The 18,913-nt window shown below is 61.1% G+C and carries 25 protein-coding genes; 21 read left to right on the top strand and 4 right to left on the bottom strand.

From position 1 onward, the window contains the following. Nucleotides 1-21: 21 nt before the first annotated feature. The 17 genes from VCJ09_RS09615 to VCJ09_RS09535 all read left to right on the top strand — a co-directional run bounded on the left by VCJ09_RS09615 (nucleotide 22) and on the right by VCJ09_RS09535 (nucleotide 12,699). Nucleotides 22-300, top strand: a complete 279-nt coding sequence (locus tag VCJ09_RS09615) for a helix-turn-helix transcriptional regulator (protein ID WP_324734125.1) — start codon at nucleotides 22-24, stop codon at nucleotides 298-300. Beyond that, on the top strand, nucleotides 297-788 hold the full coding sequence (locus VCJ09_RS09610) for a KilA-N domain-containing protein (RefSeq protein WP_324734124.1): 492 nt from the start codon (nucleotides 297-299) through the stop codon (nucleotides 786-788). Before VCJ09_RS09615 ends, VCJ09_RS09610 begins: the two co-directional genes overlap by 4 nt. Next, nucleotides 785-1,087, top strand: a complete 303-nt coding sequence (locus VCJ09_RS09605) for a helix-turn-helix domain-containing protein (protein ID WP_324734123.1) — start codon at nucleotides 785-787, stop codon at nucleotides 1,085-1,087. The genes VCJ09_RS09610 and VCJ09_RS09605 overlap by 4 nt, the downstream gene beginning before the upstream one ends. Continuing rightward, nucleotides 1,084-1,752 carry a Rha family transcriptional regulator gene (locus tag VCJ09_RS09600; protein ID WP_324734122.1) on the top strand — a complete coding sequence of 223 codons (669 nt, stop codon included), beginning with the start codon at nucleotides 1,084-1,086 and terminating at the stop codon, nucleotides 1,750-1,752. Before VCJ09_RS09605 ends, VCJ09_RS09600 begins: the two co-directional genes overlap by 4 nt. 460 nt (nucleotides 1,753-2,212) lie before the next feature. Next, nucleotides 2,213-2,470 (top strand): hypothetical protein, encoded by a 258-nt coding sequence (locus VCJ09_RS09595; RefSeq protein WP_324734121.1) that lies wholly within the window; start codon nucleotides 2,213-2,215, stop codon nucleotides 2,468-2,470. Then, nucleotides 2,467-2,820: a hypothetical protein gene (locus tag VCJ09_RS09590; RefSeq protein WP_324734120.1), complete on the top strand. Its 354-nt coding sequence runs from the start codon at nucleotides 2,467-2,469 to the stop codon at nucleotides 2,818-2,820. The genes VCJ09_RS09595 and VCJ09_RS09590 overlap by 4 nt, the downstream gene beginning before the upstream one ends. Nucleotides 2,821-2,823: 3 nt before the next feature. Then, a complete protein-coding gene (locus VCJ09_RS09585) occupies nucleotides 2,824-2,964 on the top strand; it encodes a hypothetical protein (protein ID WP_324734119.1) in 141 nt (46 codons plus the stop codon). Further along, nucleotides 2,952-3,830, top strand: a complete 879-nt coding sequence (locus VCJ09_RS09580) for a toprim domain-containing protein (RefSeq protein ID WP_324734118.1) — start codon at nucleotides 2,952-2,954, stop codon at nucleotides 3,828-3,830. The genes VCJ09_RS09585 and VCJ09_RS09580 overlap by 13 nt, the downstream gene beginning before the upstream one ends. Further along, nucleotides 3,817-5,601, top strand: coding sequence for a DUF927 domain-containing protein (locus VCJ09_RS09575; protein WP_324734117.1), 1,785 nt, complete (start codon nucleotides 3,817-3,819; stop codon nucleotides 5,599-5,601). Before VCJ09_RS09580 ends, VCJ09_RS09575 begins: the two co-directional genes overlap by 14 nt. Continuing rightward, nucleotides 5,598-5,939 (top strand): hypothetical protein, encoded by a 342-nt coding sequence (locus VCJ09_RS09570; protein WP_324734116.1) that lies wholly within the window; start codon nucleotides 5,598-5,600, stop codon nucleotides 5,937-5,939. The genes VCJ09_RS09575 and VCJ09_RS09570 overlap by 4 nt, the downstream gene beginning before the upstream one ends. Continuing rightward, complete coding sequence (locus VCJ09_RS09565) at nucleotides 5,936-6,277, top strand: hypothetical protein (protein ID WP_324734115.1); 342 nt, start codon at nucleotides 5,936-5,938, stop codon at nucleotides 6,275-6,277. The genes VCJ09_RS09570 and VCJ09_RS09565 overlap by 4 nt, the downstream gene beginning before the upstream one ends. A gap of 867 nt (nucleotides 6,278-7,144) precedes the next feature. Beyond that, nucleotides 7,145-8,338 carry a hypothetical protein gene (locus VCJ09_RS09560; RefSeq protein ID WP_324734114.1) on the top strand — a complete coding sequence of 398 codons (1,194 nt, stop codon included), beginning with the start codon at nucleotides 7,145-7,147 and terminating at the stop codon, nucleotides 8,336-8,338. 125 nt (nucleotides 8,339-8,463) lie between these two features. Then, nucleotides 8,464-10,722: a hypothetical protein gene (locus tag VCJ09_RS09555; protein ID WP_324734113.1), complete on the top strand. Its 2,259-nt coding sequence runs from the start codon at nucleotides 8,464-8,466 to the stop codon at nucleotides 10,720-10,722. 11 nt (nucleotides 10,723-10,733) lie between these two features. After that, the gene (locus VCJ09_RS09550) at nucleotides 10,734-10,943 is read left to right on the top strand and encodes a hypothetical protein (protein ID WP_324734112.1); all 210 of its coding nucleotides are present in this window, start codon (nucleotides 10,734-10,736) and stop codon (nucleotides 10,941-10,943) included. Continuing rightward, nucleotides 10,940-11,290: a hypothetical protein gene (locus VCJ09_RS09545; protein ID WP_324734111.1), complete on the top strand. Its 351-nt coding sequence runs from the start codon at nucleotides 10,940-10,942 to the stop codon at nucleotides 11,288-11,290. Before VCJ09_RS09550 ends, VCJ09_RS09545 begins: the two co-directional genes overlap by 4 nt. Then, entirely contained in the window at nucleotides 11,287-11,886 is a 600-nt protein-coding gene (locus tag VCJ09_RS09540) for a hypothetical protein (protein WP_324734110.1), read from the top strand. The genes VCJ09_RS09545 and VCJ09_RS09540 overlap by 4 nt, the downstream gene beginning before the upstream one ends. Nucleotides 11,887-12,507: 621 nt before the next feature. Further along, nucleotides 12,508-12,699: a hypothetical protein gene (locus VCJ09_RS09535; protein WP_324734109.1), complete on the top strand. Its 192-nt coding sequence runs from the start codon at nucleotides 12,508-12,510 to the stop codon at nucleotides 12,697-12,699. Between the two features lie 98 nt (nucleotides 12,700-12,797). Here the strand turns inward: VCJ09_RS09535 and VCJ09_RS09530 are convergent, their stop codons facing one another. Beyond that, complete coding sequence (locus VCJ09_RS09530; protein ID WP_324734108.1) at nucleotides 12,798-13,211, bottom strand: hypothetical protein; 414 nt, start codon at nucleotides 13,209-13,211, stop codon at nucleotides 12,798-12,800. Between the two features lie 192 nt (nucleotides 13,212-13,403). On the opposite strand from VCJ09_RS09530, the gene VCJ09_RS09525 reads away from it, so the two are divergent. The 3 genes from VCJ09_RS09525 to VCJ09_RS09515 all read left to right on the top strand — a co-directional run bounded on the left by VCJ09_RS09525 (nucleotide 13,404) and on the right by VCJ09_RS09515 (nucleotide 14,312). Further along, on the top strand, nucleotides 13,404-13,649 hold the full coding sequence (locus tag VCJ09_RS09525) for a DUF4224 domain-containing protein (protein WP_324734634.1): 246 nt from the start codon (nucleotides 13,404-13,406) through the stop codon (nucleotides 13,647-13,649). A 70-nt stretch (nucleotides 13,650-13,719) separates the two neighbouring features. Further along, the gene (locus tag VCJ09_RS09520) at nucleotides 13,720-13,950 is read left to right on the top strand and encodes a DUF4224 domain-containing protein (protein ID WP_324734107.1); all 231 of its coding nucleotides are present in this window, start codon (nucleotides 13,720-13,722) and stop codon (nucleotides 13,948-13,950) included. After that, complete coding sequence (locus VCJ09_RS09515) at nucleotides 13,929-14,312, top strand: hypothetical protein (RefSeq protein ID WP_324734106.1); 384 nt, start codon at nucleotides 13,929-13,931, stop codon at nucleotides 14,310-14,312. Before VCJ09_RS09520 ends, VCJ09_RS09515 begins: the two co-directional genes overlap by 22 nt. A 344-nt stretch (nucleotides 14,313-14,656) precedes the next feature. Here VCJ09_RS09515 and VCJ09_RS09510 read toward each other — a convergent pair whose 3' ends face one another. From VCJ09_RS09510 to VCJ09_RS09500, 3 genes are all read right to left on the bottom strand, one after another. Beyond that, nucleotides 14,657-15,541 carry a chemotaxis protein CheV gene (locus VCJ09_RS09510; protein ID WP_324734105.1) on the bottom strand — a complete coding sequence of 295 codons (885 nt, stop codon included), beginning with the start codon at nucleotides 15,539-15,541 and terminating at the stop codon, nucleotides 14,657-14,659. A gap of 271 nt (nucleotides 15,542-15,812) precedes the next feature. After that, complete coding sequence (locus VCJ09_RS09505) at nucleotides 15,813-16,049, bottom strand: glutaredoxin family protein (RefSeq protein WP_079201604.1); 237 nt, start codon at nucleotides 16,047-16,049, stop codon at nucleotides 15,813-15,815. A gap of 79 nt (nucleotides 16,050-16,128) precedes the next feature. Further along, nucleotides 16,129-17,268: a DUF5610 domain-containing protein gene (locus tag VCJ09_RS09500; RefSeq protein WP_324734104.1), complete on the bottom strand. Its 1,140-nt coding sequence runs from the start codon at nucleotides 17,266-17,268 to the stop codon at nucleotides 16,129-16,131. A gap of 348 nt (nucleotides 17,269-17,616) precedes the next feature. On the opposite strand from VCJ09_RS09500, the gene VCJ09_RS09495 reads away from it, so the two are divergent. Continuing rightward, a complete protein-coding gene (locus tag VCJ09_RS09495; RefSeq protein WP_324734103.1) occupies nucleotides 17,617-18,870 on the top strand; it encodes an OprD family porin in 1,254 nt (417 codons plus the stop codon). The last annotated feature ends 43 nt before the right edge of the window (nucleotides 18,871-18,913 follow it).

The raw sequence follows: 18,913 nt of genomic DNA, 5'->3' as shown, positions 1-18,913 counted from the left end.
ACACCAATAACGGGAAGCAATATGAACAACATCCAGCCCCTCAAGGCGGCCAGTTGCGCCGCCAGCCTTCCGCAGTTCGACCCTGCCGTAACCATCATTCGGATGCCCGAGCTGGAGGCCATTACCGGGCTGGCTCGACCTACCGTCTACAAGCGTCTGAAAGAAGATCCGACATTTCCCCGCGCCGTGCCTTTGAGCGACAGCAAGTCTCGTGGCGCCCCTGTTGGCTGGGTGCTCGGAGAGGTTCAGGCTTGGGTTGCTTCCCGGATCGCCAAGCGCGACCACGCGGTGGCAGCATGAGCACTCATCTCGTTATCCACTACTGCGGCAAGCACATCGTTGCTATCAGCCCTGACGGGTTCGTCAACGCCAGTCTTCTGGCAAAGCACTTCAGGAAGAACGTCCGCGAGTATTTAGCCCTTGGCGAAGTGCTGCCGCAGTTGGCTGAGATTACTGAGCAGCTCGGCCGGCCACTCCATGCTCAATGGTTGGATCTGCAAACCATCCGCCGCCACGAGCCAGATTTCCATAGAGCCCTGGCAACCTCTGGGGTTATCCGCAATGAGTCTGGAGATCCCGGGCGGGTTATCCGTGCGACAGCGATCGGTGGCGGCCAAAAAGACTTTCGCCCTGGTCTTTGGATCCACCCTCGTTTGGCCGCTGACTTTGCACGGTGGCAGGAGGTTGGTGGAAAGGATTGGCTGGAGTCGCCATTAAGCCAGTTCGTTGCTGAAAAGCTCGCCCAGCAACTGAGTACAGGCAGTGATCTGCCGGGAGCGTGCGCATGACGCAAACAACAAAGGTCGACCATTCGGCCAGCCCTAAGAAATCGCACATCAATGATACCAGTGGCAGTGCTCAACGCCTGCGCCTGCTGGCTCGCTTGAAGCTGGGGCCAGTGGACACATTCGCCGCCATTCGAGAGCTCAACATCCTCCGACCTGGCGCGCGCATATCCGAACTGCGAGCAGCCGGACACTTGATCAAGACCCGGTTAATTACCCTGACAGACGACCAGGGCCGCACTCATGACGGCATAGCCCTGTACTGCCTGAGCACTGAACCAGCCGGGAGAGTCGCCGCATGAGCACAGTCACTTTGACACAAGCCAAAGGCGAGGCCCGAGTGGATAGCCGCCTGTTGGCTGAACAACTGGGCACGCAGCACAAGAGCACCATGGAAGTAATCGAGCGATATGCCGATAAGCTCAAGCGGTTCGGGGTTCTTCCGTTTCAAACGGAGAAACCCCTTGCCGGCTCGGTAGGTGGTCGCCCCGAGCGCTTTGCTCAGCTAAATGAAGATCAAGCGTTTTTCCTGCTGGCGCTCTCGCGCAACACTGACCGCGTGGTGGGCTTGAAGTCTGAGCTGATTATGGCCTTTCGTGAGGTGCGTGCAAAAACCGCTATCACAGACACCCAATACTTGCCGCTTTATCACGCCATGCATGACGAGGTCGCGCAGCTCGCCAAGCGCGCTCAGGCATGCGGTAGCACCACTCCCGAGCGGGTGTTCCACATCAATGCGAACAAGGCACTGAACGCCGTTATGGGCATAGCCAGCGGCGAGCGCGGTACGCTGACAATCGAGCAGCGCCTACTGCTCACGACCTTGCAGGCTGTCTACCGGCGCCGGCTGCATTCAAGGCTTGAGGCAGGCAAGGATCACAGGGAGGCAGGACGCAAGGCCAAAGAGGCCGTGCTGGCTTTCATGGCTGGCGCTGGCGGCTTGCTGGTTGGGAGTGAGGCCGCATGATGGCCTCGCATTTATTCCCCGCTGTTGCCAAGCTCAACCAAGGACGATATGGTGCCCATGTCGCTGCAAATCCAGCGATCAGGATTGGCGTCCTGACACATAGGCGGACACACCGCCATAAGAGCGGTTTTTTTGTGTCCACAGCATGGCTGCACCTTTATGGGCGGGCCGTGTGGGGCTCCTTCGGGAGCGCCGGTTCCTATGTCCGGTACGCCAACCTGCACGGTTCCGCTCACCATGATTGGCGTCATGGGAGCGGAGAACGCAACCGCAACATAGGCTCTCCAATTATGACCCAGCATCAGATCCTCAGTCTCAATCCGTCCAAAGCTCGCGCCGCGTATCACCGCGCCATAGCCATGGCCGCCCTGCGCGCTGATTCCTCTTTGTCCGTCCGCCTTGCCCGGTACAACGCCGCCATGGCCCGTGCTCGCGCCTTGGAAGTTGTAGGGGGTGCCGTATGAACCGCTCCACAATGCTGAGCCGCCTCAATACCGAAGCGGATCGTATGCAGGAAATTGCGCTCGCCATTGGTAGTATCGCCGGCATCCTGCGCCGTGATGCGCTGATGAAGTCGAACGTGGACATGGCGTCCGGGCTGACCCTGGCCGAGTTAGACGGTCTAGGCTGCGCACTCGCATTAATCGGCGACAAGATGTATTGCGACGGCGACAGCCTGGACGTTCTCACCAGCAAGCAACTGGAGGCCGGGCAATGAGCGCATCCAGTGAAAACTCTAGCATCGACCAAGGGTTTATCGGCTATAGCGTCCGCATCCACTACAGCGAGCCGGACTTCGGCGTGAGCTTCCCCGTGGTGACACTTGGCGACCTGGCCCGGGAGCTGGCCGAGATGCTGCGCGACGCGCTGCCCAATGACACTGTGACGATTAATCGCCATGGCTGTTTCAGCGGTGAGCGTCCCGAGGCGGAGCACATCACCGACCGTATCAAGCGCCGGGTAATCGAGGCGCGGGAAACCGCTCGCCCCGGCATCGCATTCCTGCGCGGCATTGGCTGTTGGGGCAACTCTCCAGTCGAGCATCTCCAAGCCGAAACAAGGGCTTAACCCATGAATATTCAAAACGGCGCCCAAGCGCCGACGGGATCGGCTTGCCCAATTTTGGCCCATCGCTACCTGTTCACCATCGCGCCGGCTGGTGCTGATCTGGTGCTATTGATCGCCCTGGAGGTGCTGCTATGGATTGCGTGACTCAATACCGTGACGCCTTGCAGACCGTGTTCGGGCCGCTGGATTGGCTGCCAATACCAGACGGCACCATCCGACGATTCTGGGTGCCCGCCGACAAGCCCGGCACCCTCAACGGCTGGTATCTGCTGTTCGCTGACGGCATCGCGTCCGGCTGTTTTGGCAGTTGGAAAATCGGCACATCGCACACTTGGAGCAGCCGCCAGCCGACCACCCCACATGAGACCGAGCAACTGCGCCAGCGCATCGAGCAGGCCCGACGCCAGCGGGAGGCCGAGCAGCACCAGCGCCAGCAAGACGCTGCCGAATATGCCAAGCGTCTATGGCGTGATGCTCGCCGCGCCGATCCCGATCACCCCTACCTGATCGCAAAGGCAATCCGCGCCTATGCCCTGCGCCAGCGTGGTGACGTGCTGCTGGTGCCACTGACCTATGGCGGGAAACTGGTGAATCTGCAGCGCATCCACCCTGACGGGACCAAGCGCTTTCTGTTCGGCGGCATGGTCAAGGGCTGCTATTCGCTCATTGGGACTATTGAGATAGGCCAGCGGCTTTATATCTGTGAGGGTCGAGCGACCGGCGCGACCATTCATGAGCACACAGGTGACGCCGTAGCTTGCGCGATGAATGCCGGCAACTTGCTGCCGGTAGGGCTGGGGCTGAGAGCCAAACACCCAGGTATCGAGATCATCATCGCTGGCGACGACGACCGACTGACCCCAGGCAATCCCGGCCGCACCGCCGCCCATGCCGCCGCGGTCGCGGTGGGTGGCCAGGTGGTCTTTCCAGAGTGGCCCGAGGGGGCGCCCAACAGCCTCACCGACTTCAACGATTTAGTCGCCTGGAGCAACGCCCATGGCATCGCCTGAGCACAACATCATCAACCTTCGGCCCGAAGCCCCCATGGTCGAGCCTGACCGCCCTTGCTGGGGCGTCTACGAGCACTGGGTGATCAATGAGAAAGGCCGCAAGCTGCGTCCCGGCGTGTACTGGCACAGCTACAAACGGGGCACGGACACCGCCGACGAGGACAACGGCGACCGACCAATAACCGATGAATGGGTGGCCAGCCCCGTGACGGTCACCGCGCGGACCACCAACAGCGACGACGGCAGCGAGGGCCGGCTGCTGCGACTGCTAACTGAGGGCGGCATCAAGGAGTGGATCATTCCCATGGAGGTGTTCGGCGGCAGCGGTGAGGACGCCCGGCGCAGCCTGTTCGGCATGGGCGTGATTATCGCCATGAAAAAACGCGGCGCCTTCATGGAGTACCTGCTTGAGCAGCGTCCCGCCCAGGTGCTCGCCACCACAGGCCGACCTGGTTGGCATGAGTCAGGAGCATTCGTACTGCCTGGCCGCACGCTGGGCAGCGACAAGGTTCGCTATCAGGCCGGCAGTCGGGCGCTGAATCTGTTTCGTGTGCGTGGCGATCTGGCCGGCTGGCGGGTCGAGGTGGCGGCCAAGTGCGAGGGCAACCCCGTACTGACCCTGGCCATCGGCTGCGCCCTGGCTGGTCCGCTGTTGAGCCTAGTGGGCGTACTGGGTGGCGGGGTTCACTTGGTCGGCGACAGCTCCAGCGGCAAGTCGCTGGCGCAGCTGATCGGCTCGTCGGTATGGGGCGACCCCGGGATCTTTGCCGCGTCCTGGGATATGACCAAGGGCGGGCTGGAGATCGAGGCATCGGGACGCAATGACACCCTGCTGCCGCTGGACGAGATCAAACGCGCCGACCCCAAGCGCGTGCAGGAGATGGCCTACTCCCTGGCGAACGGTCAGGGCAAAGGCACTATGACCCGCGAGCGTGAAGGTCGGGCCAAGTTGTCGTGGCGCCTGCTCACCCTGTCCAGCGGTGAGCGCTCGCTTTCCGAGCACGCGGCCATCGGCGGCAATGCAGCCCATGCTGGTGCAGAGTTGCGCATGGTCGATGTGAACGCCGGCACCCGCACCCACCGCGCCTTCGATGAATTGCACGGCCTAGCCGGGGCGGATTTCCACCGACTGCTCACCGTGGCTGTCGACGCGCACCATGGCCACCTGGGGCCGGCATTCGTCGAGCACCTGCTGGCCAGCGACGACCGCGCCGGACTGCTAAAAGATTTTGCCGAAGTGCGCGCTAGCTTCATCGCGGACAACGCCCAGGCCGGGCGGGTGGCGGATCGCTTCGCCGTCATCGCCCTGGCTGGTGAGATGGCCATCGCCTACGGGCTGCTGCCCTGGGCCGAGGGCAATGCTCTCGCGGATTGCCGCTTGCTCTATGGCGAATGGCTGAGCCGCGTGGGTAGCGGTAACGCGGAAGACCGGCAGATCCTTGCCGGCATTATTGACTTCATCGACCGCCATGGCAGCAGCCGCTTCTCCGACGTGAACGACCACACGCCAGACGCCAAGGTGTTCAACCGCGCCGGCTATTGGGAGCTGATCGGCACCAAGCGGCTGTACCTGTTCAACAAGTCGGCGCTGGTGGAGGCTGCCAGTGGCTACGGCCTGAGCCGCGTCATCAAGGCGCTGGAAGGGGCACACGTCCTTGCTCGCCGAGACAGCGAACGTAAAACAAAGAACTTCCGACTACCCGGCGGCGGCCAGTCGCGCCTCTATGTCATTGATCCAGAGGTCATGGATCGAGAGGGGGGCGGCCTATGACTACCGCCCAACAGGGTTGCCCAGGTTCACAGGAACCTAAAATCACTGGCAACAGTGGCAACACCGGCAACGGCCAGGCCTGCCGGGGCTTTCAGGCGTTGCCACCCTATAAAAAGAGTGGCAACAACTGGCAACACACACCTGATATTCAACATAAGAGAGCGCCGCTACCCCTCTACTCTCTTCTAACTGTTGCCGGTCATATTGGCACTGGCAACACTTTGCAAAGCTGGAGGCCGCGCCGTTCGGGGCTGTTGCCGCTGTTGCCAGTGTTGCCGGTGTTTTTGAAATCACAGGAACATTGGATTAAGTGCCATTCAGGCTGGGTGGTGCCATGAGCCTGCTGGCCGGGCTGATTGAACGGGTGGGTGTGATGCCGCGCCCTGATCCTCCAGCGCCTTCAATTGAGCCACCCGCCGCCGATTACGCGACCCGGCGAGCGCCCGCTTGCTCCGAGCCAATTGCCAGGCACGCGGAGCCTGGCCCGCGTGAAGAGCCGCTGAACTTGATCTGTACTGCCGCCACCGCCTCACTCAACTGGCGTCAGATCCGCGACCAGTACATCAATCACCTAATGAGCTGCCGAGCCTGCCACGCCCCAACTAACCGCTACTGCGCCTCTGGTGCTGATCTGCGCCAGCACTACGAACAAACGCCAATGGAGCACGCCCAATGACTCACGACCTTCTGCTGACCTTGGCCCGTATCGCCGAAAGGCCCCGTACCACCAGCGTGTCAGCGCCGACACTAAGTGCCATTCCCGACACTTAGTGCCGAATCAGACCAACCGATCCGACTCGGACCGATCTGGCGAGTGAGACCATATGGGCTCACTGAGACCAAATCGACATGCAGCTCCCAGCGCTACGTTTTCGCCTGCTGCGAAACGTAGCGCGCAACGCTCAGGTGTCGATTGCAGGCGTCAAGATCAAGCAGGAACAGGAAGGGCGCTAGTGCCTCAACGATCTGAACAAGGCCGGCGGCAAAGAGAATCGCCACAGCCCGAGCTGCCGGCGGAAATCAGCAGACTGCCGAGCTGGTCCGGCTTTTGGAAACTACCGGAATTCCGGTAGTTAGCGTGAAGGGGCGCCACGGCAACAATCAGCACAGCAAAGAGGACATGGAAAATTTTCCATCTCCTGCCGGCGCAACCCGCGACATTGCCGCCATGGCTGCCGGCTTCGGCAACGGAAAGACCTACGAGCAGGCCAGGCGCCTGACCTATTCCCCGAGACACCACAGGTACACACAGCGCCTTCATTTGCCGATTCATTGGGCCTTGCGCGCCTGAGCCAGTGACATAGCGTCGCGCCCAAAGCACACAGTGAGGCGCGACGGTATGGCTATTCCAGATGATAGAAAGAGACTTGGTGGAGGCATTGGCGACATAGCGCAGGCGAAACTTCGGGCAGCACGCAGTGGGTTTCCGGGGCAGAGAGATCCATTAGGTGGGCAGCCCCTTGGCGGTATTGCTGCGCCCCTAAAAACCAATGGCGTGCCTGGGGTCAGTAACGAAGCCAGCGCAGTGACTGGTGCGCAGGCCATGCCGAGCATTGGCATGGGCGGTGCACTGAAGAAGCCGGGCGTCTCCAATATGGCCGACAGTGTGCCGCTTGCGCAGCGCGGCTCGATGAGCAACATCGGAAACGGCATTGGCAGCTTTTCTCAGGGCGAGGCAGGCGACAGTCAACTGGCCATTGGCCGTTTCGAGCGCGCCAATCAGGAGCGCGCACAGATGCTTGCCAGTCGACCGCGCGAACTGGGCGACAACGGCGGGCGCACGACCATAGTTCGCGATAGCAGTCGCCCGCCAAGCATCGCCGAGCGGCTCAACGATCGTCGCGATCGGGCCGATGCCACTGCGGGCCTCGACCAGCGCCGAGTCGCCAACGATGAGCGCCGCACCGATGCGGACATCGCCGGCAACGCCCAGCGTCTGGCGAACGACCAGATCACTCAGCAGAAGACCCTGCAGGAAATCGAGGCCGGCCGGTTGTCGCTTGGTTCCAGCTTGCGACTCGATGGGCTGCGCAAACAACTGGTCGACTCTGCGTTGCAGGGCGATGAGCGCGCGCTTGCTGAGCGCAATTTCCTGCTCATGACCGACCCGGCCGGTTACCAGTCAAACCAGGCCAAAAGAGGCACTCTTGGGCTGGACATGGAGACCAAGCAACTCGAGCAGCAGGTATTGCGCCAGAAGTTAGATCAAGGACAGGTGAAGGCAGAACAGGCTCAGCAGGACCGGACAAAGGCTGCCGAGGGTACGGCCGCGACCTTTGAGCTGGCTATCGGGTCGGCAGATCGATTATTGGAGCATCCAGGCCTTGAACGGGCCGTTGGGATCTCGTCTATCGCGCCCAGCCTGCCAGGTGGCAACGCCGCCAACTTCGAAGCGCAGCTGGACACGCTCAAAGCACAAACCTTCTTGCCCCAGGTGCAGGCTCTCAAGGGCGCTGGCGCGCTTTCCGATGCCGAGGGTAAGAAGCTTTCAGAGGCCGTTGGCGCGCTATCCACGAGCATGAGCCCAGAGGCCTTCAAGGGTGAGCTGAAGCGAGTGCGCAACAGCTTGGCACAGGCGCAGGAGCGCGCACTGCGAGGCATACCGGCAGCCTCTCAGGGTGGCCAGGCTCCCGCTAGTGCCACGGCCACGCAAATCAAAACCGACGATGAATATGCGGCTCTGCCGTCTGGAGCCGTGTTCACCGACCCGAATGGCGTCACCCGGAGAAAACCATAATGGCCAGCTGGAAGGACGCTCCCATTGTGGGACAGGAGAACCAAGTAAAAGCACCTGCCTGGCAGAGCGCCCCTGCTGTCGATGAGTCGAGGCAGGCGCCGCCGCCCATTGGCGCGGGCCGCTCAATGCTGCGCGGCATCAACGATGGTTTGACCTTCGGTTTTGCCGACGAGATCAGCAGCGCCCTCTCGGCGACGATCAACCCGATTGCCGGCAGTGGCAACGATGCCGACACCTGGCGCGAGCGCTACGACCTGAATGTTGAGGGCGAGCGCGCCCTGGATCGCCAGGCCCGCGAGCAAAACCCAGTTGCAAGCATCGCGGGTGGTATTGCCGGCGGTATGCTGCCAGCGGCGCTCACGGCAGGCAGCTCGCTGTTGCCAGCAGCGGGCCATTCTATCGCTGGCCCAGTGTCGCGAGCCGCCGCCCAGGCCGCGCCAACCTTGCGGCAGGCAGCCGTGGAGGGCTCTGCGGTGGGGGCCGGCTATGGTGGCCTGTACGGGCTCGGCTCAGCCGAGGGTGATCTGCTGGAGCGCGCCCCAAATGCGGCCGAGGGGGCTGCTCTCGGTGCGACGGTTGGAGCAGCTGCGCCAGTCATCTTGGGCGGAGTGAGGTCGGCGGCCGGCCTGCTCACATCGCCCGACCGGTCAGCTGTGCAACAGATCGAGCGGGCGGCAGAACGTGACGGCATGACCCTGGAGCAATTCCGCCGCCAATCCGACGACCTGCAGCAGCGCTACCCAGGCGCCGCAATGCCTGCCGATGCTGGCGGCGAGAACATGCAGGGATTGCTCGAGCGCGTGGCCCAAACCCCAGGCGCCGGCCGCACTCAGGTTATACCGGCGCTAACTGAACGCCAGCAGGCGCAGCCGCAGCGGATTACCGACACCCTGCAGGAATTGGCAGGAAGTCCCGCCCAGCCTGCCGCAGCGAAGGCGTCCAGCGCCACCGACTTGGTGCCCTCGGCGGGTTCGCCGCTGTCGTGGACGCGCAGCGAACGCGATACCGTCCGCGGTGCCGCCGACGACTTGGGCAAGGCCACTGGCGGTGGCCGAAGAACAGCATTCAAGGCTGTAGAAGAGGCAATGGACCAGCGGGCCAAGGCTTCGCGACCGCTGTATGAGCAGGCCTACCGCGAGCCGGTACCGTGGTCGCATGACCTGGAAGACCTGTTCAAGCGTCCGGTGATGCAGGAAGCCTACCGCGGTGCCGAGCGCCGGGCCGCCAACGAGGGCCGCGACCTCTACGGCAAGTTTCTCGACCTGAAGGACGACGGCAGCTTCACCGTCACCAGTGTGCCGTCGACTGGGGATCTCGACTTTGTGAAAAAGTTTCTCGACTCCAAGGTTGGCACCCTGGAGCGCTCTGGCGACTATGGCGAGGCCCGAGTGATCAAGGGCATTCGCACCAAGCTGGTCGACACGATGGACGCCGCCAGCCCTACTTACAAAGAGGCCCGCGCCGCCTGGGCAGGGCCAAGTCAATTCATTGAAGCGGTTGAGGGCGGTCGTTCTGTCCTTAGTCGCAACGTCAGTGCCGAGGAATTGACTGCAAGCCTGAAACGCATGAGCCCAGCCGAGCTGGAGGGCTATCGCATCGGAGCGGTGTCGGCGATCGTCAACAAGATGGGCAACGACCCGTCGAAGATGGCCGATATGACCAAGTACCTGCGCAGCCAGGAGATGCGCGGCAAGGTCGCGGCCATGCTTCCCGACGATGCCGCGCGGCAACGCTGGAATGACATGCTGGACTTTGAAACAGGCGCCTCGACTACCGCAGGCCGCAGCCTGGGCAACAGTGCAACGGCTCGCCGGATGGCCGAGATGGGTGATGCCGGCGGTATTGGTGGCGACCTGGTGCTGAGTGCCCTGGCCGGTACGCCAGTCGGCAGCCTGTTTTCGCAGATTATCAACCGCACCGGCAAGGGGCTGCGCGACACCCTGAGGTCGAAGTCGGACAAGGCTGTTGCAGGCGCGTTGCTCCGTCCTGATGGCTTGGCTACGGCTCAGCGTGCCGCAGCACGGGACGTATCGGCAGCGCCGCCACCGCTCATCATTAGCCGCGGGGCCGGAGTGGGGTCTGCCCAATCCACCGCCGACCACGCGCCCAGACCGACAGTCCGCTCACTTCTGCCGACCATTCGTGAACGCCTAAGCACTGACAGCTCACTCGATGCCGACCAACTGGCCCGCGAAACGGGTTCGACGCGCGCAGCTGCAACGCAGGCCATAGCCCTGGCCAGGAAGGAGCAGCAGACCCTGGCGACGACCTTCAAGGGCGTGCCCGGTGCGAATAAAGCACGGCGCGGGCTGCTCGACTCCAATGCCTACACGGTGGCCAAGGCCGGCGACCGCGAGTGGCGTGTACAGCTGAAGTCGGAATAGGGGAAATCACCATGCGTATGAAGAAAGAAGAACCGTATTGCTCCCAGCGCACGAAGGTGACCATCACCACCGAAGTGACCCAGTCCGCTCGCGAGTGGGCCGAGGCCATGGGGCTGAAGTGGGAAACCGTGCGCCGTCGCCGGTACCGCGGCTGGTCGTGGACAGAGGCGCTACGGCCAGAGCTGCGCCGCTCCCCATTCAACGACGTGAGGCGTGTATGAACAGCCCAGGGCAAGAGAGCACCCGCGCCGACCTAGAGCACCTGACCACGCTCAGCGAGGCAGTGAAGCGGCACCGCCGCGATATCCGCCGGGCACTGGACCAGGTGCGCGCCATGCTTGAACAGATGGGTACGCTTACCTCATCGCCAGCGGCAGACGATAGCGCCACCTCCGCCCTGCGCATGAGGCTAGAGCATGCGATGAGCCTGCCGCGGCGTGCCAGCATCATCAAAGACCTGTCGATCGCTCTGCACGAGCTGATCACCCTCGAGCGCCGGAGCTACGGCCTGGACGCGCCGCGAACTGTAGTGGTGCCCGTGAAGGCGGCCAAGGATGGCGAAGGATGAGCAGCAAGCCGCCCATTGACTGGGAGAGCATTGAGCGCGACTACCGGGCCGGGCTACTGTCGGTGCGTGAAATTGCATCGGCGCGCAGCACGTCGCACACCGCCATCAACAAGCGCGCCAAGCGTGATGGCTGGGACCGCGACCTTAAAGCGAAGATCAAAGCCCGGGCCGATGCACTGGTTTCCAAACAGGAGGTTTCCACTCAGGTTTCCACCGCAGGAGCGGAAACCGAGCGGGAGATTGTCGAGAGCAATGCGCTTGCCATCGTTAGCGTGAGGATGAATCACCGCACCGACATATCAAGGTCGAGGCGCCTAGCCAATGCGCTGCTGGAAGAGTTGGAGGGGATGACAGGCAGCCGGGAGCTGTTCGCGCAGTTGGGCGTGCTGCTAGCCAGTCCGGACGGCAACGGCCAAGACAAGCTGAGTGAGCTGTATCACAAGGTCATCGCCCTGCCCGGTCGGTCGAAGGTGCTTAAGGAGCTGTCTGACACGCTGAAGACCATGATTACGCTTGAGCGCCAGGCCTACAACTTGGACGACCAACAGCATGAAGACACCTACGAGGACCGGCTGAAGCGGCTGATGAGCGACTAAGGGGGCGAGCCGTATCAGCTGCAAATTTCTCTGCAGCTGATGGCCTGCCACTGTGCCGGCTTGACGTTGCGGCGTGGACAGCTGATCAACAGGCACAGGAAGAGTGCCCTGCCAAGTGGCCAGGGACTGAAACAAAAAAGCCCCGCGAGGTGTCACGACGTGACTCACGCAGGGCTCGCCTCGCGAAAGGCTCGGCCGTCACTGGCTAGGCCTACTTGCCAGGCCTGCCAGTGACATAGCGTAAGGTGGGCCTGAGGCGCCAGGTCGAGCACTGGTGTGGGCAGTTGCGGCTAACTCTGGGCCTGGATGACTGAGTCTGGCAGACGGAAACCTGGCATTGGGCCGGGATTATCGGGAGGGACTGGCTATCTGTTGCCTTTCAAAATTCGCACGTATGGCGCAAGGCGCGGGTATCTCTCGGCATACCCGCCGTAGTCGCCGCTTGGGACAAACTCCCACGATTCGCCATTCCAACGCGCATCACGGTTGGCGGGTTTTGATGCATTCAGGACAACCTCGCAGTCGCCTAGCGAGCTGCCCTCATCGCGCACACTGACCACAACGCAGTGGCTGCCATCGACCACTATCCAATCACCGGCTTCAATATCAGGACGCTTAACCATGGATAACATGACCCCCAAAGAACGTGTTTTCGGGACGCTGCGCAACCTGCAGCGCCTGGTTGATGAAGCAGAAGATATGGCCGCGATCAAGGGGCGGCTTGCCGTGGCGATTGATCGCTGCCTTTCCTGGGAAAGCGAACTGGCCGACCTTAATGCAGTAGAGCCAGGGCCAGAGCAAGGCATGCGATAACGACAACGACAGCGCCAACCCATGCCCATGGCCATGGCCGTCGATCCCCAGCCATCGCCCGGTCAATCCAGTAGAGCCAGGAGCGGGTGCCCAAGGGATTATTCTTCGTTAGCGATAGAAGTGCAGTCTTTGCGAAGCATGCCCGTGCCGTATCGATTCACTTCAGCAAAGCAGCCGAGAGCCTCAAGCATGGCGACACGCTTCGGTGCATCATCAGCGACTAGATCACGGCTGCACTCGCCAACTGTTGACGACCAGGTCCCGGCATTGCCGCAGGAAATGATGCAGGCGCGGAGCTGCGCGAATAGCATCGCATTACCCATGACACCCGCTCTCGCCTCTTTCTCGCAGCGATCCGGCGCTGCGCGAACAAAGCAGTCCTGGCGCTCCGTGGTTCCTTTCCCATAAGCGCAAAGGCGGCCGGTGCTAATCACTTCGCGGACAAGGTCAATGCCCGGATCGGCATAAGCCAGGTGCGGAGCGAGCAGCAGGATTGCAATTAGGGCACGCACAGCGACCTCCTTGTCTAAGTTGGTCTCATACTGCCATCACGCACCTGTGCTTAGCTATAGGCCGATACTCACGACTCAACCTTGAGGGCTGTCATGAGCAGTGCAGAACCTGCAAGCAGTTCGGCTGATAAAACCTTGAGTTCCATAGACAGCCTGTGCGCCGCAATTGATCGACTGACTGCCCGGGTGGATTTGCTTGGGGGCTCGGGATGCTCTGAGACACTGACCGGCCCAGAGATCGAGGCGATCACCGGCTATCGTCTACCCTCCAAGCAAATCACCTGGCTCAAGCTCAAGGGTTGGCAGTTCGTGACCAACGGGGCCAATCACCCGGTCGTTGGTCGCGTCTACGCCCGACTAAAGCTAGCCGGCGTCAAGCCTACATCCGCAAACGCAGTGGCCGAGGCTTGGTCTCTGGATCTTTCAAGAGTGAAATAGCAAAGCAAGTATTAGCCGCTGGGGGCTCGAATGCCCCCAGGCCTCAGCCTAACCAGACCACGGAAATAGCATGTTTCTCAGCGCTGAAGAGGTGAGCGAGCTCACTGGCTATAAGAAGCCATCGGCACAAGCCAGGTGGCTTAAGTCCGAACACTTTGCCTTTGTCGTTGGCGGAGACGGCAAGCTCAAGGTTCTACGCTCGGTGGTCGTCGAAAGACTTGGAGGGGCGCCCGCGGCGAGAGCTCGAGAGCCCCAGCTCCGGCTGCAAGTGAGGTCAAAATGCATGAAAAAAACTCAGTAGCGGTTCTGCTTCACCAAGTTCAAGAGAGCCTGGTCGCGCTTAGTACAGCAGTCGGTGAGTTAGCTGATCAGGTCGATCAAGATCAGAGCGCGCGCCGCCCTGATTTTTTAACAGAGACCGAGATGGCTGCCCGCCTTGGGATCACAAAAGGTGCTATCCAAAAAAGACGGTACAGCGGCGCGCTACCATCAGAAGTCTGGCAAAAGGTCGGCAGCCATTACGTTTATAGCCTGCAGCGCTATGAGGACTGGTTGGAAAGCATCTGGCTCGGAGCAAGGACACCAGCGCCGGAGGAGCTGCTAAAACCGAGGAGTCGTAAAAAGGCGCGAGTGAACCATCTTCCGGTCTACCAGTTGGTGTGAATATCGCAGCTCTCAAAATACTTGCCCCACGGGAGAGAGTCGCAGCAAGGCGCCACCCCAAAAACCGTTAAATCGGCCCCAGCAGCGAGCACCGTGTATGCCCACATGTATGCCTGCAAAAAATCAAAACATCTAAACCCTTATATTTCAATAATATACAGAACAGGTTTGGGTGGTGTCTCTCGACCAAATCCAGTTTCATCCTGCTTCGTGTAGGTACTGAAACAAGCAAAACAAAGCCCGCCTCGTGCGGGCTTTGTTTTGCTCATTGAAAACGCTCTGCTCATAAAAAAACGCACCTGGCAGAACCAGCGTGCGTTTTACTTGCGCAGACGCAGCACACCTCAGGCAAGGCTTTGAAATGCGTGCAGTAGCGCCTTGCTCAAGTCCACGGTAGAAAACTTGGTGAGCACATCATTAGCGCCGACCGAGCGAGCTTTTTCGGTGTTCATGGTGCTGTCTAGCGAGGTGTGCAGCAGCACATAAGTCTGGCCGATGTCGCTGCGCTGACGAATTTCCCGGACCAGGCTGTAACCATCCATCTCCGGCATTTCGATATCCGAGACCAGGACTTCGATCGGCAAGCCGGCCTGGTGCTGGGTAAGCAACACGTCCAGCGCACTGGCGGCGCTTCTCACCGCCTGGCAATCCAGATCAAGCTTGCGCAACGTGGCCAGCGTTTGCTGCAAGGCCACGTGGGAGTCGTCTACCACCAGGACACGACGACCGCTGAGCAGTCTGCGCTCGGCCTCCGTGAGCAACTGCTCATCGACTTCCTCCGGGAGTGCCGGGGTGATCTCGTGCAGGACTTTCTCGATGTCGAGAATCTGCACGATGGCGCCATCGATCTGGGTCACCCCGGTGATAAAGGAACGTGTCCCGCTGCCGGCCGGAGGCGGACGCACATCGCTGGTGGAGCACTGGACGATGCGCTCGACACTTTGCACCTGCAGACCCTGGCGCGAGCGGCTCAGTTCGGTGACGATCAGGCAGCCGTCCTGGCTGTCACTCTCGCCATGCGAGCCAATTGCCCGCGCCAGGTCGACCACGATCAAGGATGCGCCGCGCAGGGTTGCCACGCCGCGCACGTGGGGATGGCGATTAGGCAACTTGGTCAATGCCGGGCAAGGAATGATTTCCTTGACCTTCAGCAGGTTAATGCCTAACAACCGGCCATTATGCAAACGGAACAACAGCAGCGATAACGCATCCCCCAGCACCACACTCATCAACCACCCTCCGTTTCGAATTCAGCTCTGCATATGCTCAGAGCCTAACAGTTCAGCCCAACCCATCCGACAAAAAGTCACCTGACCACCTACTCGGTTCAGCGATAGTCCCAGCGCAGTGGCCAAGGAATCACCCGCATCCAGTCGTGTTCACTCAAGCCAAATGAATCGTTTTCTTGTGCCCCGGATTTCATCCGGACTACGCACTGAAGAACATGCGGAATCAGGACAACTGGAACCCTTATCGACCAGCAGCGCCGGAACTAAATACTCAGCGCAAGAACTCTACAACCTGCTCGGCCTCGAACGGCCAGTTGAGTTCGGCCCCGGTATCGCAGCGACGCAATACGGGGATGCGCAAGGCATAGCGCTCGACCCAGTCTTCGCGCTCGACGATGTCGATCAGTTCGACCAGCAAACCATGTTCGACGAAAGGCATCAGCATTGCCTCGGCCACATCACATAAATGACAGCCAAGGGTGCCGAACAGTTGGCATTCAGGGAGCATCCGCAGGCCTCCATAATAGGGACTTGCAGTCTAGCACCGCGCCCTGAAGACGTAAGGTTGCGGCGCCATCGGATCTCAATCAGGTCGCGGCCGGCACCGCTGCAGGATCGAGCAGGCCTTGCAGGCCATCGAGCAGGCGATTGTTAAGCAGCTCGGCTTTTTCCAGGCGCGCCATGTCGAGACGTGGGTCCAGCGCAAAACCGCCCTTGAGCAGTTCCTGCAAGCCACTCCGACCACCCTCAAACAGGTTGTCGACGTTGCGTAGCGCCTCTAATAAGCCCTTGGCATAATCAATCAGCGAGGTATTGACCGCACTGGCCACCTGACCGCCCTGCTCGGCGACGGCACTATAAGTGTCGGTGGCCTGACGCACACTACTCTGGGTCAGGCGCAGGGACATCGAGGCCAGTTGTTCGCCATCCAGCTCCAGCGCCATGGCGCGATCGAAAGCGCCCGCCATATCGCCGGCATAGAACTTGTCGGAAAGGTCCTGCACCTGAGCAAAAAGCTTGTCCAGGGCCGCGCGTTCCTGGTCGTCCAACTCACCTTCGACGCTGACCTGCCAGGCACCGATCTGCACACTGCCGGACTGACTGCTGGCGACCAGCGCCGCAGTGTTGCCATCGCTGGTGGCGACAGCCCTGGTGTGCGACCAGCTGGCCGACGCCTGGGCGACAGAGATGCGCAGGCGATCGCCATCGCGGGTGGTCACCGCCATCTCGAAGGTTTGCGCGACGGCGGCGGTACGTTCGCTGGAGGCCGCGACCCGGCTATTGCCGGCGGCTTCCAATGCTGCCGGATCGAAGCGTTTGCCGAGGTCGCCCAGACCATCCTGAATGCGCTGGTGGGTGTCGTCGATATCCGCAGCCACCTTGCCTTGCAATACGCCCATGCCATCGAGAATTTTGCGCGCCTCGGCAAAGCCTTTCTCCACGCCATCGCGCGCCTGAGTCATCAACGCTTGCAGCTTGGCGGGATCGGCGCCGGCGGCCTCTTCCCTCTGCAGGCGCTGCTCGATAAACCCGAGAACCACCGAGGCGACCTTTTCCGGGCTAAACGCATCGCGCTTGCCACTTAAGGCATCCGGCGCCAGACCGAGACGCTCGGCCAGGCGATTCGCCAGGGTCTGCTGTGCGTCGGCCGCATTGCGTATAGCCGTCGGATTGTTCAGCAGGGACGAACGTGAAGCTGACGATGCGAGCGAGGCCAGGGGACTCATGACGAAGTACCAGAGCAGGATATCTACACGGTTGACGGCCGCGCGCCGACAAACTTGAGCCGGCAGTAGGTACTGGCTGACCAGCGGCGCGAGTGTCTCAATCTCCAAGCGCTCAAGACAGCCCCAACTGTCGCCAGGGTCACGCGCCGCTACTGGCCCACGATGTCCGCACCCGCGAACGCCTGGACCTTTATCCAATCAAGACTCGGCAGTCACACGCAAGTTACTGATAAATAAAGCGTGCCGACTAAAGTCTAAAGGCTAGCCCGACCCGCTCGTGGTTTATTCCGCAATGCCGTAACAGGTCGGTCATGCGCCGGTCCGCACACCATCATGGAGACAATAATAATGAGTAAGACGCGCCTCGCCCAAGCAGTGGCATTTGCCACCCTGGGCGCCAGCCTCACCCTACCGTCCCTGGCTCACGCCGAATTCATCAAGGACAGCACTGCCAGCCTGACGCTGCGCAACTTCTACTTGAACCGTGACCTGCGCAATAGCACTGCAGCGCAGCAAGCCAAACGTGAAGAGTGGGCACAGGGCTTTATCTTCAAAGCCGAGTCCGGCTTTACCGAAGGCACCGTAGGCTTCGGTCTGGACGCCTATGCAGGCCTGGGGCTGAAACTCGACTCATCGGACGAGCGCGCCGGCACCAACCTGTTGCCCAACACCTTTGGCAACGAAGGCCCGGACGAGTACTCCGAGGCCACGGCTGCGCTCAAAGTGAAAATGTCCAAGACCGAGGCCAAGGTCGGTGGCCTGATGCCGAAACTGCCAATCGTCGCCTCTGGCGATTCACGCCTGCTGCCCCAGGTATTCAACGGCGGCATGATCTCCTCCCAGGAGATCGACGGCCTGACGCTTAACGGCGGCCAGTTGCGCGAGGTGAACTTCCGCAACTCCACCGACAGTCAGGACATCAAGGCCACCAACGTAGGCGGTGAAAGCGACCGCTACAACTTCGGCGGCGGCGATTACAAGTTCAACGGCGGCAATACCACGGTCGGCCTGTGGTACGGCGAGTTGCAAGACATCTATGACCAGAAGCTTTACAACCTGGTTCATATACAACCGATTGGCGACTGGAAGCTCGGCGCCAACCTGGCGTACTTCGACTCGCAGGACAATGGCAAGAAGCTCGGTGGCAAGCTCGATAACGACCTGACCTCAGTCAACCTCTGGGCCGGCCTGGGGGCGCACACCTTCCGCCTGGGTTATCAGGACGTCGGCGGCGACAATGCCTTCCCCTTCCTCAATGAAACCGACCCCTACATCGTCAACTACCTGCAGATCCTCGACTTCACCCGCAAGGACGAGAAGTCCTGGCAGGCGCGCTACGACATCAACTTCGCCTCCTATGGCGTACCCGGCTTGGCAGCCTTCGTCCGCTACGTAACCGGTGAAGACTTCGCCGGTGCTGGCGGTCGCGACGGCAAGGAATGGGAACGCGACCTGGACATCAGCTACACCGTCCAGGAAGGCCCACTGAAAAACCTCGGTGTGCGCTGGCGCAATGCGATGGTGCGCAGCAATGCGGCGGCCACCGGCGGCGACCTCGACGAAAACCGCCTGATCGTCAGTTACAGCATCCCGCTGCTGTAACCCTGACTGAAAACAAAAAGCCCGCTCATTCGAGCGGGCTTTT

The sequence above is a fragment of the Pseudomonas paeninsulae genome, assembly GCF_035621475.1.
Taxonomy (GTDB): Bacteria; Pseudomonadota; Gammaproteobacteria; order Pseudomonadales; family Pseudomonadaceae; genus Aquipseudomonas; species Aquipseudomonas paeninsulae.
This window is presented reverse-complemented; position numbering and strand designations above follow the sequence as displayed.

Bases quoted from the DNA above. Each gene is read 5' to 3' on its own strand.
- VCJ09_RS09615 (WP_324734125.1), top strand. From the start codon at position 22: ATGAACAACATCCAGCCCCTCAAGGCGGCCAGTTGCGCCGCCAGCCTT.
- VCJ09_RS09610 (WP_324734124.1), top strand. From the start codon at position 297: ATGAGCACTCATCTCGTTATCCACTACTGCGGCAAGCACATCGTTGCT.
- VCJ09_RS09605 (WP_324734123.1), top strand. From the start codon at position 785: ATGACGCAAACAACAAAGGTCGACCATTCGGCCAGCCCTAAGAAATCG.
- VCJ09_RS09600 (WP_324734122.1), top strand. From the start codon at position 1,084: ATGAGCACAGTCACTTTGACACAAGCCAAAGGCGAGGCCCGAGTGGAT.
- VCJ09_RS09595 (WP_324734121.1), top strand. From the start codon at position 2,213: ATGAACCGCTCCACAATGCTGAGCCGCCTCAATACCGAAGCGGATCGT.
- VCJ09_RS09590 (WP_324734120.1), top strand. From the start codon at position 2,467: ATGAGCGCATCCAGTGAAAACTCTAGCATCGACCAAGGGTTTATCGGC.
- VCJ09_RS09585 (WP_324734119.1), top strand. From the start codon at position 2,824: ATGAATATTCAAAACGGCGCCCAAGCGCCGACGGGATCGGCTTGCCCA.
- VCJ09_RS09580 (WP_324734118.1), top strand. From the start codon at position 2,952: ATGGATTGCGTGACTCAATACCGTGACGCCTTGCAGACCGTGTTCGGG.
- VCJ09_RS09575 (WP_324734117.1), top strand. From the start codon at position 3,817: ATGGCATCGCCTGAGCACAACATCATCAACCTTCGGCCCGAAGCCCCC.
- VCJ09_RS09570 (WP_324734116.1), top strand. From the start codon at position 5,598: ATGACTACCGCCCAACAGGGTTGCCCAGGTTCACAGGAACCTAAAATC.
- VCJ09_RS09565 (WP_324734115.1), top strand. From the start codon at position 5,936: ATGAGCCTGCTGGCCGGGCTGATTGAACGGGTGGGTGTGATGCCGCGC.
- VCJ09_RS09560 (WP_324734114.1), top strand. From the start codon at position 7,145: ATGCCGAGCATTGGCATGGGCGGTGCACTGAAGAAGCCGGGCGTCTCC.
- VCJ09_RS09555 (WP_324734113.1), top strand. From the start codon at position 8,464: ATGCTGCGCGGCATCAACGATGGTTTGACCTTCGGTTTTGCCGACGAG.
- VCJ09_RS09550 (WP_324734112.1), top strand. From the start codon at position 10,734: ATGCGTATGAAGAAAGAAGAACCGTATTGCTCCCAGCGCACGAAGGTG.
- VCJ09_RS09545 (WP_324734111.1), top strand. From the start codon at position 10,940: ATGAACAGCCCAGGGCAAGAGAGCACCCGCGCCGACCTAGAGCACCTG.
- VCJ09_RS09540 (WP_324734110.1), top strand. From the start codon at position 11,287: ATGAGCAGCAAGCCGCCCATTGACTGGGAGAGCATTGAGCGCGACTAC.
- VCJ09_RS09535 (WP_324734109.1), top strand. From the start codon at position 12,508: ATGGATAACATGACCCCCAAAGAACGTGTTTTCGGGACGCTGCGCAAC.
- VCJ09_RS09520 (WP_324734107.1), top strand. From the start codon at position 13,720: ATGTTTCTCAGCGCTGAAGAGGTGAGCGAGCTCACTGGCTATAAGAAG.
- VCJ09_RS09515 (WP_324734106.1), top strand. From the start codon at position 13,929: ATGCATGAAAAAAACTCAGTAGCGGTTCTGCTTCACCAAGTTCAAGAG.
- VCJ09_RS09510 (WP_324734105.1), bottom strand. From the start codon at position 15,541: ATGAGTGTGGTGCTGGGGGATGCGTTATCGCTGCTGTTGTTCCGTTTG.
- VCJ09_RS09505 (WP_079201604.1), bottom strand. From the start codon at position 16,049: ATGCTCCCTGAATGCCAACTGTTCGGCACCCTTGGCTGTCATTTATGT.
- VCJ09_RS09500 (WP_324734104.1), bottom strand. From the start codon at position 17,268: ATGAGTCCCCTGGCCTCGCTCGCATCGTCAGCTTCACGTTCGTCCCTG.
- VCJ09_RS09495 (WP_324734103.1), top strand. From the start codon at position 17,617: ATGAGTAAGACGCGCCTCGCCCAAGCAGTGGCATTTGCCACCCTGGGC.